Source organism: Peribacillus sp. AS_2, assembly GCF_026891895.1.
GTDB lineage: Bacteria > Bacillota > Bacilli > Bacillales > DSM-1321 > Peribacillus > Peribacillus frigoritolerans.
On sequence record NZ_JAPTGA010000005.1, the window covers coordinates 352241 to 366636 of the forward strand.

Genomic DNA, 14396 nt, shown 5'->3' on the forward strand with positions numbered 1-14396 from the left:
TTCCAGGCTTCTATTCAATATATATAGGGATTAAAATGGTGAATGTCGTTCCTGAATTAGGATAACTTTTAACATGGATATCTCCGTTATTTTCTTTAATGAGCCTATACGATAACGTAAGTCCCAAACCGACGCCCTTTTCTTTATTTGTGAAAAAAGGCTCGAAAATATGGTTCAGTTCTTCCTGCTTCATCCCTTTTCCCGTATCCGATATGGCAATCCGCCCTGTCTTTTCGTTCACTTTATCAATGGTGATTTTAATGGTCTTTTCCTTTGTTTCTTCAACGGCATGAATTGAATTCAACACCAAGTTAAGAAGTACTTGTTGAATTTGTTGTAAATCTATATAAAAAATAAAGTCCTCCTCGATCATCTGCTCGAAATTTATTTGTTTTTTTTCCATTGTCACCTTATGAAAAGCAAGTAAGGATATAAGCTCGTGAGCGTGGCAATTTGTAATATTTGGCGGCCGCGGACGTGCATATTCAATTAAATCGGTAACAATCCCATTCAAGCGGTTAACTTCAGTAGGTAAGTGTTCCATTAGAACTTGTCGGAATTGAGGATTATCATATTTACTCGGAAGTAAATCAATGAATGTTTTAATCGATGTTAAAGGATTCCTTATTTCATGTGCGACACCTGCAACGAGTTGACCAAGAGCGTGCAGCTTTTCTTGTGTGACCAATTTTTTCTCCAATGTTTTCTTTTCCGTCTCATCATTCATGGAAAGTAAGTATCCGGTTTGTATATCTTCAGTATTGAACATCTTATGAAACGAATAAGAAATCATCTTCTGTTCATTTTCCTCATTTAATACCAAGATTCGAAAAGAACCCGTACATTTATTCTCATTTTGATCCTGGTGTAAAGCTTTGAAATTCTTCATCAATTGCGAATGATTCGTAAAATTCAGAATCATTTCCTTGGAAATGTTAAGAATGTCCGATGCCTTTGCATTGCAGCTGGTAATCATGAAATCGAGATCGAATGTTATGATGCCATTATTGATATTGTTTAAGATTTGATCTTTGAACGCTTCAGCATTAGCGATGTTTTGCCGTTGTTTCTCTAAATCCTTATTTAATAAATGTAATTTCAAAGTCTGGTTATGTACGGATTTTTTTAGCTTTTGATTCCATATGTAAATGATTAGAAGGATAAGGGCCACGGCAGTTAAGATTATGATCAACCAAAATATGAATTGTTCGAGTCTGGCAATTTTCTGATTGGATTGCGGCATTACCCATTTATCGATTATCCCATTGATATTACGGTTTGCCTTAAGTTCTGTGAGTGCATTGTCCATCATGAAAAGAAGCGATTGATTTCCCTTTTTCACTGCAATCGTATAATCCGCAGGTTCAATGACTTCATCAAGAATGATGTAATTCTTTTCTTGGCGGAATTTTTTTAAATAGAAATCAGCAGTCCATTTGTTTCCGATGAACACATCAGCTCGGTTGTTCAATAATGTTAAAATTCCGGAGTATTGATTTGAAACGGTCGTTAAGTTTGTATTCCTCATATTGAGAAATGTACTGATAACTGGTGTGTTATGGTCAAGGACAACATGTGAATCACGTAGATCCGTTAACGTATGAATATCCTGTTTCCTTTTACTAGGAATGATTATGGATTGGGACATTGTAAAATAGGATTGCGTGAAATCAAATTGGTTATCTTTTTCGGTATTATAGGTACTTCCAACAATTGCATCAATTGTTCCGTTACTTAAGGCTTTTTCGGCTTCTTCCATCCTCATCGGAATATATTTGAAGTCTACGTCATTATTTTTCGCTATTTCCTCCATTAAATCAATATTGATGCCTGTCAGTTCACCAGCTTCATTTTCAAATGAAAATGGAGGAAGGGCACTTTCTCCAGCAATTATAAATGTTTTTTCTTCAGCAAAAACAGCGGGAGACCATAATGTTTGAACAAAAATTATAAAGCAAAATATACTTAGTTTAAGCAGCTGCCTTTTAATTAAGAGCCCTCCTTCTACGTCAAAATCCTTGCAGTCAGTAATCCTTTGCTAAAAACATCATAATTATATACTTCTCCAATTAAGACTTGAACCCTTTAATATGTAAAGAATTCTTAGTATAATCTGACACAATATAACAATAACCTACAAAAGAGTGTGCTTCTGAATGCATAAGCTGCGATATCCAATAAGGATGGCAGTAAAAAACATGAAGGTTACTCTTGTCTTGTTTTTAGATAAGTACGAAGAAAACGCGTTTGCCTGCAGTTTTTTTCTTAAAAAAATTTCACTTGATTTCAGAAATCCGCTCCCTTTCCGCCGACTGTCTGCTGAGCCTCCTCGACGCAAGCGCCTGTGGGGTATCGTCAAGCCAGTTATTCGGCAGGAGTGTCGCAAATTTCTTCCATCCAATAAGGATTATAGGAGAAAAACATGAAGGATAAACTAGTCTTAAACATGGTTCGGCATAAGATCAGCCTGCATTTTTTTCATTTAAAACCCGTTAGTTGATTGGAATGGGTGTTCGAGAACCCTGCGGGAAAAGTGTGCCCAAGAATACAAAGATTGCCCAATTTTCCAATCATGTTAACCATCAAATTGTTATCTTATTTTTCCATTTCAAGGGTTTTTATCATTTGCCGTAACGTTCCAAGATGATACGCGAAGTGGGCCATGGTCATTACCATTTTCCTGAATTGAAATATTCGAAAAAAGCCCAATTTCTCAGTAATAAAATTGAGAAATTGGGCTTTTTTGCTACTCCATAAAAGTACCATATTTTATTGGTAATATGTTGAAATCATTACTTAAACCTTGTTCAAGATAAGCACCCTTTAGCTCAAAAAAAAGTGACCTTTAAGCAAAAAAACAAGGTACACTTTGGTGTGCAGCTTTTTTCTTTCCTTAGCTGCAACAAGTAGGCTTTTTCACGGCAGATCGCTTACACTCTATGGATCACTTTTTTGTTTTTATCCATTTTATTATTCGGTTGAGTGGTTACTTGCGTTCCAAAAAGGAGTTCGAATGAACGCAAAGTGGGGTGAAATCCAAAACATGATTAATTTATTCATCAAATATTTTAATCTTTTAAACCCTTCCCATCGAGAATTTTCTGCATGCATTTTTCGATTCTTGACTCTCGGGTTTTGGATTGTTTGGCTTGTGAAAAATAAAGGATGTATGCTCTTTGCCTTCCTGGGGTCAATGCTTCAAAAGCAGTTTTCAAGGCAGGGATGTCATCGAATTTATTGTGAAGTTCTTCAGGAATTATGAATTCTTCATTCTTTTTAAATTCCACTTCCAACCCGGCTTTTTCAACTTCAATGGCTTCATGAATATAGGCTTTCAGAATGGATTCCGTTGCAACTATTTCTTGAACATTAGTGAACCGAATCTGGCGCGCCCCCTGTACATTCTCCGTTTGTTGAATTAGAAGCCCGTGGGCATCCTGTAACAAGGCACCTTTGTGAAACAGAAGCGCACAATATTCTTTAAATCCATGTATTAAAACGATGTTTTTTTTCTCAAACGTGTAACAGGGATGCATCCATTTAAATTCTTCAGTCAGTTCACAGTCAAGAACGATATTTCTTAACGTCTCATATTCTTCTTTCCACTTTTTAGCTTTACCTAAAAATTCATCAACCTTAGGATTCGTTCTACTTTTTGTCATCACGGAACACTCCTCTTTCCGAGCAGTTTGCTTTTTTCTTATACGTTAGCTAAATACTAAAAAAACAAGGCAGAGGTTTGGACTTACAATACCTCTAACACGTTATTAAGTTCTTCGCCCATTTTCGCCCAACCATATTTCGCACCATTGAACGCTTGATCTTCTTTTTCGAATCCTGTTTGTTCGAGATGTAAGTGGGTTGTTCCATCCTCGTGCTTTAAGGTCCATGTGACTGTAGTGTTTATACCACCACCTACCCAGGTGTAAGATAACTTATAAGGCTCCTCGACTTCAAGAACTTCGGAATCAATAATTAAATTCCACTGTTCATTCCGAAACTGGAATTTATGTCCGACGACAGGTTTAATATCATTAGCCATTACCCATTTCCCAAGAGTATTTGCATCCGTTAAGGCAAGCCATACCTTCTCGATCGGGCTCTTAAAATTAAAATCTTGTGTTACTGTTAAACTCATTACTATTCCTCCTCTAATATTTGATTTAAAAGTGATATTCTTTCACTCCAGAATCTTCTGTAAAACGATACCCAATCCTCAATTTCTCTCAACGGACCAGCATTCAGTCGATAACGGGTTTCCCTGCCGACTTTTCTGCTGATTACTAGACCTGCCTCTTTTAGGATTGCCAAATGCTTTGAAACCGCAGTACGGCCCATTTCAAAATGTACGGTCAACTCATTTAGTGGCAATTCTTCCACGTCCGCCAACAAACGTAGCAATTTACGTCTTGTTGGGTCAGCAATGGCTACATAAATATCACGTTCTTGATTTTTCTCGTTCAAAATCACCCACCCTTTTAATTGGACACCAATTGGTGTCTTTTATTATATGACACTGATTGGTGTCCTGTCAATTTTATTATTGACACACTTTATTTGTTTTATTCTAATATCATCAAGTATATTATTAAATCCTTTTACAACTAAATTGGCCCCGTTAGTTAAAGTGATTCATATATGATCAATTGCTATTTTTGAATATTGGATATGCTCGTGTTTCAGCAAAGGAGTATTTTGGAATTATATCTTCATTAATAAGCAAAGCGGAAAAGAGTTTTACTGGTTTCCATATCTGGGATGCACTTAATCATTCGTGAAGGCGCTTACTATTCCTTGATTCACTAGACGGATTGGGTAGGGATTATGATGATTCATTCGGAGAATGGAAGTATATTACTAGAGATCTGAACTCAGATATTATGTATGGTACTTAAAAAAGAGACTCTTTTAATTGCGGAAATTCAGAGATATGGGTGTTACTGGGGATTTTATAAGGAGGCCCAATTTTTAACTCTGCTTTCATATGGGGTGAGCAAGAAAGTAAAAAAGCAAATGACAGGCAAATGGAATTGAAGGAGAAGAATTACGGCACGAGATTCGGACGAAGTAAGTATAAATCAATAATGACTCATTCAAAAGTATGAAAAAGGAAATAAACTATCTGATATTATAAACCCTCAACTTAGGGATGAGATCGTTTGAACCCCTCTTATCGACTAAGACTAAAAGTATCTATCTGGGTTTTTCAAACAAAGTTGATTGGAACGCGTGTACCTGACTCCCGCGGAAAAAGCGTGTCGAAAGGAGAATCCAGGCGCAAGAGTGCCGAGGGTGGACTTCCTTCGGAAAGCGAGTGCCCTACGTTCCAATCAGTTTAAAAACTCTCAATATATTATATTATTTTTCTATTTCAAGGCTTTTTATCATTTGCCGTAACGCTCCAAGATGATAAGCTGAGTGGGCAATGGTCGCATTTACATTTGTCAGCCATTTTCCTAAATCGATTGTTTCGATTTCTGCGAAAAGAGATACATATTCTTTATGTAATTCCTCTCTGATTTCAGCCCATTTCACCTCATCAACAGTAGTGATGGTCCAGCTTTCTTCCCAATCTTTTTCAAAGTCTGTGCCATTGATCATCGATTGGATCACCCATAAATAATACCGGGTGTGGTCTGCGTGTGCCGCAATTGTCGATCCGTTTATGGAACGTGAAGCATCTACTGCGGTTAAACCATCAAGTGTACCAAAAACCCCGGTCTTCGGTTTTGATTCAGTATAATAGCTTCCTTCATTTCCCGGTCCTTCAAACGTTTCCTTCAAAAGCGTTTTTATTGAACTTGCCAACGTCTCGCTCATCTCATTCCCCCCAATGTTTAGTCCCTTCATTATCTATAATATACTAAGACAAACCAATAAACATTTATATTTTGTTAAATTAATCCAAAAATATCGCGAGTTTAAAGAGTTACTCGCTTAACTTGCATAAGATAAGGTTTCAATTACTTTCGAGTACAGTTAACAGTGGTATTAACGACTCTCTTAACGTGATGAAAAAAATACCTTAAAAAGGGTCATTCCACAGGAACGGCCTTTTTAAGGTATTTTTGAAAATTTGATTCAGTTTTAGTAGCTTTTCAAACGCTCTTCCAGGGACACAATCCTAAACTTTAACTCTTGATTCGGATCCAAGCCCCCTATTACAATTTGATTATCTTCCGTAATGGTGACATATCTGAAGGTTTCTTCTCCATGAATCTTGATTTTAGTCTCCGATGTCGTTTCCATTTTTGCAAAAACTTCATCTGTGTATGTAAGCGGGAGAAGATCATCTAAACCTTCTTCGGGGCTGCCAAGCCACTTAAACATGAAATCTTTCAATGAATATTGCTCAATCATCGATAAATGATTTTTAAAAATTAATTTGTCAATTGTTATCTCTTTCAACTTTAACCACTCCTCAATAGTATCTAAAGTTTATATGGATAAACTCCTAACATCAAGGGCATTCCAATGACCAAACCATTACATTTTGATTACTTGCTTACTGAATTATCCCTTTCCTTCCGTAAAATGGAGTTCGCTAACCTTGAAAACCAATTTTAGATTGATATTTTCAGTATAATACCCTAGGATTACCATGAGAGGGATTATTTCCTGTGGTTTGCGCGTTTTGGTAAAGATGATTATTCTTGAAATGAGGATGTTCATTTCAGTCAAAACAGCCCCATGTTCAAAAATGGGGCTGTTTTTATTATACGGATGTAAAACAACTTCCTGTTAAACAATAGTCCTTTAAATTACATATTATATGTCTTGTTTTCCTTTAACACCATTTATTGAATAGCTGATTTTAATGTTGGCATTTAATGAGTGATACACTGAACAGTACGTATTTTTGGATAATTGAATCGCACGGACGACTTTATCTTCAGGTAGATCTCCCTCTAATAAATAATGGATATGAAAATCGGTAAAACGTTTAGGATGATTTTCTGACCGTACCCCCTCTATTTCTATTTGAAAGGCCTTTGTTTCAAATCGCATTTTCTTTAAAATCATGACAATATCAATTCCTGTACAGCCGGCAAGAGAGTGTAAAAGTAATTCTGTGGGTCTTGCTCCACTATTTTTACCACCTGCTTCTTCGGCGGCATCCATCTTTATTTCATGTCCCGACGGAGTTGTGCCAGAAAAGGCCAGTTCCCCTGCCCATGTAATCATTGTCTTCATATATTTCGATTCCTCCCTTTATTGTTGTTTTGTTCAAAAAAAATGGACCGAATTTCAACTAATGTATATTTATATCATTTAAGTACTAAAAAATATTGCCGTAATGGGGTCAGTATGCAAATATACATCACTTGGATTCTGGATTTTTTATACCCTAACTTGTGATGATTTTCCATACCCTATATTCTTCCCACAAGTCCTGCTTAGTTAGTCATACTGTAAAATTTGAACGTTGATTACCTCTTCAGGCTTTAAAACCTAAAAAAATATTCCAGATGATTTCAGAAATCCGCTCCCTTTCCGCCAACTGTTTGCCGAGCCGCATCAAAGCAAAGCGGCTTGGCAAACAGTTATTCGGCATGATTGTCGCAAATTTTTTTAATCTATTCAGGGATTGATTTATACAAAGCAGTAAAAAAAACAGAAGGATATTAAGTTTACTAATCATGGTTCTGAGAGCATTCCGAACCACCTTTTGTCGTCTGAATAGCCCTATAAACCCATTTACCATGAAGTTTTATAGTTTCCTTTTCCATTCAAAGGAGTTTTATACCTATTATTTTCCCCATCTTGCCAAGTAATGGTGCCATTTTCATCTTTCAGAACGAACTTGAATTCATAGAATCGATCTGCAGCTAAACGAAATGTTCCACTCCAGCTGCCTTCTGTGTTTTGAGTGAGTTTATATTCGTAATCTTCAGGATTCCATCGGCCGATTTCCCCTCTGTTCCCAATTAAGTAAACGCCCTGTGTGGCAGGTACATTTTCAACTGTGAATGTAACGGAAATCGACTTGCCTTCCAATTTATCAGCCATCATCCTGAACTCATTAGTTGGATTTCCTTCATCGTCGAATAAATAAGACATCCTAAGCAATGTAAATCCCTCAAAACCATGGTTAAAAAGCATTTCTGCCACATTGTCAAAGCCCCATTCATTATCGATGAGAGGGAGTGCGTTTTCCCCGTTTAAAGAAATTCCTTTTTCATTAGCTAAAGAGGCAATATGGGTCACCAAAGTCTTAGGGGCGCTATAGGACGGTGCAGTATGTGCGTCTTGATCTCCCATTTCCAGACAGGTGAATGTGAGGGCCATATTCGATTTCTTAAATTGATTCAATAATTTGGAGTAGTTATGGTACCCGGCACTATATTCTGCTGAATGCGGCATTACTGGATCATTCATTTTCCAATGGACTCCTGAGATTTTAGCTCCAATTGGCACGCCAAAGACTTCATCAAAATGTTTATGGGCAAACTTCGAAATTTTTGCAAGATGCTTTTCGAGTGCCCCTTGATACCACTGCATAAAATCGTATCCAAATCTAGTGTCGATTGCTCCTCCCTTGGTGAAAAATTCATCCCCATTTCCTGGCGGCTGAATCTCATTCCAGTTTTTATACGTTTTGCCCCAAGCAGCATTTAATTTTTTTATCGTGGAATATTTTTCTCTCATGGCAAGCCTGAAATCCCGTTTTGCTCCTTCTGTATAAACTTGAAGCTGTCCCCTCTCAGGATAATCCCAGCCATCGGCATTCTGGTAGGAGGGATATCTTAATTCCCCTGCCGGTCCTGCACTTAGATATATTTTTGCTATTAAATCCTTCTTATCAGCAAAGTTCTCTGAAAAGGATTTGTACAATTCATTGTACTGACCGGCTGTGCCTTCCCACCAAGGAGCAAGTACTTCCTTATTCCAGAAACCACTTTCACTCTTGAAAGCCATGTTTTCGGCAGTGTCTTTATTCCAGAGCCAACTCGGGATGGGATAGTTGCAATCATCCCCCACATTACCGCCGCATTGGTGCGTAGATAAAATGGGCACCCATTTTAAACCGGAAGCTTTCACGGTTTCCGCATATTTTTTATAATAGGACCAATCAAACTGATTATCTTTTTTACTCTCGACCAATCCCCACCAGATATCTGTCGTTATTGCATATACTCCATTTTCCTTCAACTGGGTCAGCTCTGCTTTAAATGCCTCCCAATCTGTTATTTCACCCAAGGGGGCCATCACATAAAGCTTGTAATCTGGTTGTACTTCTGCCATTCCAGGTGTATTTGATAAAGGAACAAAATACAACATAAAGGTAAAAACGCCAACCGATAATTTGTTCATAAAACGCCAACCTTCCCCTATAACTTTATTCATTTGTTCTTCGAAATCGCTTACATTCATTCGTTTTAATAAAAGAATTCCTATACTTGAAAGTATATTGCCTTTGGAAATATTTATCAATTATTCTGCCGGGTAAATTTGTTCAAAAAACTGCAAAGAAAATATGGATAGTCTTAGAGACTATCCATAGCAACTGGTTATAAAACTATATAAACATTACCATCTTCTATTTCAACATGGAATGTCTTTACACAACCATTATCAGGTTTTTGGACTTCTCCATTTTTGACACTGATTTTCCAGTCATGCATCGGGCAAAATACGTGATCACCACTCACGATGCCTTCCACAAGTACCCCACCTTTGTGTGGGCAACGATTTTCAATAGCCCGGAATTCACCATTTGCTAAATGAAAAAGAGCAATTTCATGAGATCCTATGGTTACTGTTTTCCCCAGGTTTTTTGGCATTTCACTTACGGTTGAAACCTTTATCTTTTGAAGTGTTTTCCCCATTTAGGCTGCCCCCATATTCATTTGTTTGATATAGCAGGAATTTTCACTTTTTGAAATAAACCGGTTTGGATCGCATTGCTCTCAATGATTTCTTTCCACGGTTCTTGCAATACGGATAAGGCCTCATCCAAACGTTGGTTAAGCTCCATCCTTTTTTGCTTATCACCAATAATCGCCTTAATGGTATCGAACCCGACACGCTCAACCCAGACAGACGTTCTTTCTAAATAATTGGCAGTCTCTCGATAATGTTGGATGTAAGCACCCGTAATTTCAATTACCTCATCACTTGTTTTCACTTTACATAATAATTCAGCAGCTCGTAAATGGGTACCGCCATTGCCGCCAATATAAATTTCCCATGCACCGTCAACACCGACAACACCAAGATCTTTGATACCGGATTCAGCACAATTACGAGGACATGCCGACACAGCCATCTTAACCTTATGCGGTGTGCCAACACGTTCGAATTTCTTTTCCATGGCAATACCCAGACCGATTGAATCTTGGGTGCCAAACCGGCAAAAGTTTTCACCAACACATGTTTTCACAGTTCGAAGCGTTTTTCCATACGCATATCCAGAAGGCATATCCAGGTCGGCCCATACGCTTGGAAGGTCCTCTTTTTCAACGCCGAACAAATCTATTCTTTGACCGCCTGTTACCTTAAGTAACTTAACATTATACTTATCGGCAACATTTGCTATTTTCCGTAATTGATCGGGATTTGTGACGCCGCCATACATTCTTGGCACAACGGAAAATGTACCATCCTTTTGAATATTAGCATGTAGCCTTTCATTGACATAGCGGGATTCTTTTTCATCTTCATAGTCAACAGGATGGATCATGCCTAAGTAATAGTTCAGTGCCGGTTTACATTTCGAGCATCCATCACTTGTATTCCAGCCGAGAACATTCATGACTTCACGAGTATGTGTCAGATTTTTTTCGCGTATTTCGGCAACAATCTCATCTCTTGATAAAGTGGTGCACGTACATATGGATTCCTTCTGGTTCGACTTACTGAAATCAGCGCCTAATGTCAGCTCTAGAATATCACCGACTAACGGTTTACAACCACCGCATGATCTCGAAGCACTTGTGCAGCCTTTTACTTCCTCAATGCTTGTTAAACCATTAGATTCGATAGCCGTCACAATATCACCCTTCGTTACACCATTACAACCACAGATGATTTCTTCATTTGACATCGAAGTGACAAGGCTGACACTGGGTTCACTTGTTCCAACATTCAAGTATTCCGAAACGTCGGCATTTTTATTGATCATGCTCAATAGGATATTGCTTTCCTTTGTATCCCCGAATAATACCGCCCCAGAAATTTCCCCATTTCGAATCATTACTTTTTTGTAAGTACCATTCCATTCATTAAATTCCTTGATTGATTTGGCTTGTTCATCCTCGAAAATTTCTCCAGCCGAAAATACATCAACACCAGATATTTTTAACTTAGTAGAAAGCACGGACCCCTCGTAAGGTTTGCTTTCCAGTCCGCAAATCCTTTTGGCTAATACTTTGCCCTGTTCATATAGGGGAGCGACCAAACCATACACCATCTCACGGTGTTCCGCACATTCACCCACCGCAAAAATATTCGGGATCTTTGTCTCCATATAATCATTCACGATAATTCCTCGATTGACAGGGATGCCGGAATTTTGGGCCATTGCAACATTTGGTTTAATCCCCACTGCCATGACCACTAAGTCGGCGCTAATTTCCTCGCCATCACTAAAGCGTAATCCTTTGACATCAATTTCACCTAAAACCTCTTGAGTCTGTTTCCCGAGATAAAAATTCATTCCCTGGCTTTCAAGTTCCCTTTGCAGCATTTTTCCTGCTGCTGGATCTAACTGCCTATCCATCAAATATTCCGAAAGGTGAATTACATCTACCTGCATACCTAGATTCAAAAGCCCCCTTGCTGCTTCAAGACCCAGCAATCCTCCACCAATGACTGCGGCCTTTTTGTTATTTTTTGAGTATTCAATCATCTTTTCGCAATCTTCAATATTTCGAAAGGCGGTCACTCCTTTTTTATCAGCTCCCTTTATCGGAAGTATGAAAGGGATTGATCCGGTAGCTAAAATTAATTGATCATATGCGACTTCACGATTAGCATCTGAATATATGATTTGCTTAGTGGTGTCGATGTTCTTGACTGTTTCACCTGAAAAAAGTGTAATATTGTTCTCTTTGTACCAGTTCCAATCATTTATTGTAATATCATCTATCGTCGTAGCCCCTTGCAATACATTCGATAGTTGGATTCGATCATAATTCGGATGCGGCTCACTTCCGAAGACAGTCACCTCAAACCTTTCCGGTTGAATTTTCAAAATTTCTTCTATACATTTTACTCCAGCCATACCATTCCCAATGAGCGCCAATTTCTGCTTAGACATGTTTTGTCCTCCAATAATATTTTTTTGAAAGGATGATATGATTGATTATAGGTGACGTCACTTTTTATCGCCACTAGTGTGTTATAAAATCTTACATAGTTTTTAAAAATTGATCATTAATGTTAGTTTTTATTACAAATATTCAGAAAATTAGGATATAATATCCTTATTGATTCAGCATAAATCCAAAATGAGGTGATTTTCATCGTCCAGCAAAAAGAATCTTATATAGATAGAAAGGTAATTTCCATAGGTGTGGTCAGAGAATTAACCGGACTATCCGATAGGCAAATCCGGTATTATGAAGAAAGAAAACTCGTTTTCCCCGAAAGGTCTAAGGGTGGTAACCGTAAATACTCTTTTTCCGACGTCAAGGCATTAGTGGAAATCGCCGATAAAATAGAGGATGGAGTGCAAACCCATGAAATTAGACAGGAAAAATTAAAAGAGAAAAGAAAAATTGAACAGGAAAAAATGCGAAAAAAAATGCTGCAGGGCCAATTGAATGCACACTTTGGCCTGCGCAATTGATTTTCGCCTATGGACCCGAATTATTAGCTGTTCTATGTCCATATTTCACTTTTCGACAAAATTTTCACCTTGAAATATTAAAATAGCTATTAACATTTTTAAACTGGACATGATGACTTTCATGTCCAGTCAGTTTGCAGACAAAAGGGGTTCGGAATTAAAAGATTCCGAACCCCTTTTAAAATTCCCTTAGAATTTTGACCAAAGGTTAAGAGATTTGGTCTCATCGAGCCACTATGTTAAGCCATTTTTGTTTCAACTTCATAATTGTTTTACGCATTGATCGAATTCCGAAGGTATATTGAATGAAGTCAGTTTAACTACTATAACCGGGTCAATACTTGAGCATCCTACCTCTGAATACATATCTTTCACCAAATCAAAATGAAAGAAAAGTCAATGGCAGCCTCCATTTTACGAACCAAATGGTTCGCTGGCACCAGTTGATCTCATTAAATAGAATCATGTTAAGAAAGCATCCTGATCACTTCAAGTTTTATTAATGCTATTTCAAAACAATGAAGACTTTAGGCAAAAGGATACTATCTAAAAGTTAAAACAAGTTGATTGGAACGGAAGGTACGAGACTCCTGCGGGAAAAGCGAGTCCAAGGGAGACCCCGCAGGCGCAAAGGCGCCGAGGAGGCTTCCGGACCGCCCGCGGAAAGCGAGTGCCTGAAGTGGAAATCAACGTCCAAATTTGTACAAGCAAAAAAACTGAAGACATGATGACTTTCATGTCCAGTTTTCCAGTTTCATTACAGTAAAAGTTTTTTAGGTAAAATTCCTTTCTAAGCGAACTCCTTATCTTTTGTTTTCTCGGAAAACCATGATAATTTCCCGGATAAATTCACCACTTCTCCTATTACGATCATGGCGGGATTGGCAACCTGCTCTCTTGTAACGATCGCCACTATTGAATCGATTGTTCCTGTAATAGTCCGTTGAAAACCTGTCGTTCCTTGTTCGATGACTGCAATGGCAGTTTCAGGCTTCATTCCGCAGGAGCGTAATTGTTTACAGATATATGGAAGGTTTTTCATACCCATATAAATAACAATGGTGTCAACACCATGTGTTAAATGATGCCAGTTGATGTTATCAGGTTTGCCAGTCACGCAGTGTCCTGTGACAATTGCGAAGGAACTCCCCCATTCCCTGTGAGTCAGGGGAATTCCAGCATAAGCTGGCGCAGCGATTCCAGATGTGATTCCAGGGACTATTTCAAATTGAATTCCGTGCTTTGCCAGCACTTCTGCTTCCTCACCGCCTCGGCCAAAAATGAAAGGATCTCCCCCTTTTAGACGAACAATCGTTTTTATCTCCATTGATTTACTTATTAACAATTGATGAATGTCCTCTTGGGGGACACAATGTATACCAGGTGCTTTACCGCAATAAATGTATTCAGCTTCAGGTTTGCCGTATGAAAGCAATTCACGATTTACCAATCGATCATACAAGATGACATCCGCTGCCGCGATGCATTTGATTGCCTTGACAGTAATTAAGTCCGGATCACCAGGTCCGGCACCAACGATATAGACCTTACCTTTTTCCATCCTTTATCCCCTTTTGTTGTTTAGTCATGAAATGTGATTAGC

The 14396-nt window shown here is 38.1% G+C and carries 12 protein-coding genes and 1 pseudogene; 1 reads left to right on the plus strand and 12 read right to left on the minus strand.

The window, feature by feature from the left end:
* Window positions 1-10: 10 nt before the first annotated feature.
* From OTG27_RS11910 to nirB, 10 genes are all read right to left on the minus strand, one after another.
* Window positions 11-2032 (minus strand): transporter substrate-binding domain-containing protein, encoded by a 2022-nt coding sequence (locus tag OTG27_RS11910; protein WP_308789441.1) that lies wholly within the window; start codon window positions 2030-2032, stop codon window positions 11-13.
* A 1036-nt stretch (window positions 2033-3068) separates the two neighbouring features.
* Window positions 3069-3662: a YdeI/OmpD-associated family protein gene (locus OTG27_RS11915; RefSeq protein ID WP_268937036.1), complete on the minus strand. Its 594-nt coding sequence runs from the start codon at window positions 3660-3662 to the stop codon at window positions 3069-3071.
* A gap of 83 nt (window positions 3663-3745) precedes the next feature.
* Window positions 3746-4138, minus strand: coding sequence for an SRPBCC family protein (locus OTG27_RS11920; RefSeq protein WP_063593577.1), 393 nt, complete (start codon window positions 4136-4138; stop codon window positions 3746-3748).
* Between the two features lie 2 nt (window positions 4139-4140).
* Entirely contained in the window at window positions 4141-4464 is a 324-nt protein-coding gene (locus tag OTG27_RS11925) for an ArsR/SmtB family transcription factor (protein ID WP_034306755.1), read from the minus strand.
* 894 nt (window positions 4465-5358) lie between these two features.
* Complete coding sequence (locus OTG27_RS11930) at window positions 5359-5820, minus strand: hypothetical protein (protein ID WP_268937037.1); 462 nt, start codon at window positions 5818-5820, stop codon at window positions 5359-5361.
* A gap of 267 nt (window positions 5821-6087) precedes the next feature.
* The gene (locus tag OTG27_RS11935; protein ID WP_057277628.1) at window positions 6088-6408 is read right to left on the minus strand and encodes a hypothetical protein; all 321 of its coding nucleotides are present in this window, start codon (window positions 6406-6408) and stop codon (window positions 6088-6090) included.
* A gap of 360 nt (window positions 6409-6768) precedes the next feature.
* Window positions 6769-7194, minus strand: coding sequence for an OsmC family protein (locus tag OTG27_RS11940; RefSeq protein ID WP_057277627.1), 426 nt, complete (start codon window positions 7192-7194; stop codon window positions 6769-6771).
* A gap of 504 nt (window positions 7195-7698) precedes the next feature.
* On the minus strand, window positions 7699-9315 hold the full coding sequence (locus OTG27_RS11945; protein WP_268937038.1) for a family 14 glycosylhydrolase: 1617 nt from the start codon (window positions 9313-9315) through the stop codon (window positions 7699-7701).
* 197 nt (window positions 9316-9512) lie between these two features.
* Window positions 9513-9830 carry a nitrite reductase small subunit NirD gene (gene nirD / locus OTG27_RS11950; RefSeq protein ID WP_268937039.1) on the minus strand — a complete coding sequence of 106 codons (318 nt, stop codon included), beginning with the start codon at window positions 9828-9830 and terminating at the stop codon, window positions 9513-9515.
* Window positions 9831-9847: 17 nt separating this feature from the next.
* Window positions 9848-12262 carry a nitrite reductase large subunit NirB gene (nirB, locus tag OTG27_RS11955; RefSeq protein WP_268937040.1) on the minus strand — a complete coding sequence of 805 codons (2415 nt, stop codon included), beginning with the start codon at window positions 12260-12262 and terminating at the stop codon, window positions 9848-9850.
* A gap of 204 nt (window positions 12263-12466) precedes the next feature.
* Between nirB and OTG27_RS11960 the strand changes: the two genes are divergently transcribed.
* Window positions 12467-12793, plus strand: a complete 327-nt coding sequence (locus OTG27_RS11960; RefSeq protein ID WP_034311054.1) for a MerR family transcriptional regulator — start codon at window positions 12467-12469, stop codon at window positions 12791-12793.
* 253 nt (window positions 12794-13046) lie between these two features.
* On the opposite strand, the pseudogene OTG27_RS11965 reads toward OTG27_RS11960, so the two are convergent.
* Window positions 13047-13236: pseudogene (locus tag OTG27_RS11965) on the minus strand (transposase); the annotation flags it as partial.
* Between the two features lie 347 nt (window positions 13237-13583).
* On the minus strand, window positions 13584-14354 hold the full coding sequence (gene cobA, locus OTG27_RS11970; protein WP_268937041.1) for a uroporphyrinogen-III C-methyltransferase: 771 nt from the start codon (window positions 14352-14354) through the stop codon (window positions 13584-13586).
* Window positions 14355-14396: the final 42 nt, after the last annotated feature.

Bases quoted from the DNA above. Each gene is read 5' to 3' on its own strand.
- OTG27_RS11915 (WP_268937036.1), bottom strand. From the start codon at position 3,662: ATGACAAAAAGTAGAACGAATCCTAAGGTTGATGAATTTTTAGGTAAA.
- nirB (WP_268937040.1), bottom strand. From the start codon at position 12,262: ATGTCTAAGCAGAAATTGGCGCTCATTGGGAATGGTATGGCTGGAGTA.
- cobA (WP_268937041.1), bottom strand. From the start codon at position 14,354: ATGGAAAAAGGTAAGGTCTATATCGTTGGTGCCGGACCTGGTGATCCG.
- nirD (WP_268937039.1), bottom strand. From the start codon at position 9,830: ATGGGGAAAACACTTCAAAAGATAAAGGTTTCAACCGTAAGTGAAATG.
- OTG27_RS11920 (WP_063593577.1), bottom strand. From the start codon at position 4,138: ATGAGTTTAACAGTAACACAAGATTTTAATTTTAAGAGCCCGATCGAG.
- OTG27_RS11940 (WP_057277627.1), bottom strand. From the start codon at position 7,194: ATGAAGACAATGATTACATGGGCAGGGGAACTGGCCTTTTCTGGCACA.
- OTG27_RS11945 (WP_268937038.1), bottom strand. From the start codon at position 9,315: ATGAACAAATTATCGGTTGGCGTTTTTACCTTTATGTTGTATTTTGTT.
- OTG27_RS11930 (WP_268937037.1), bottom strand. From the start codon at position 5,820: ATGAGCGAGACGTTGGCAAGTTCAATAAAAACGCTTTTGAAGGAAACG.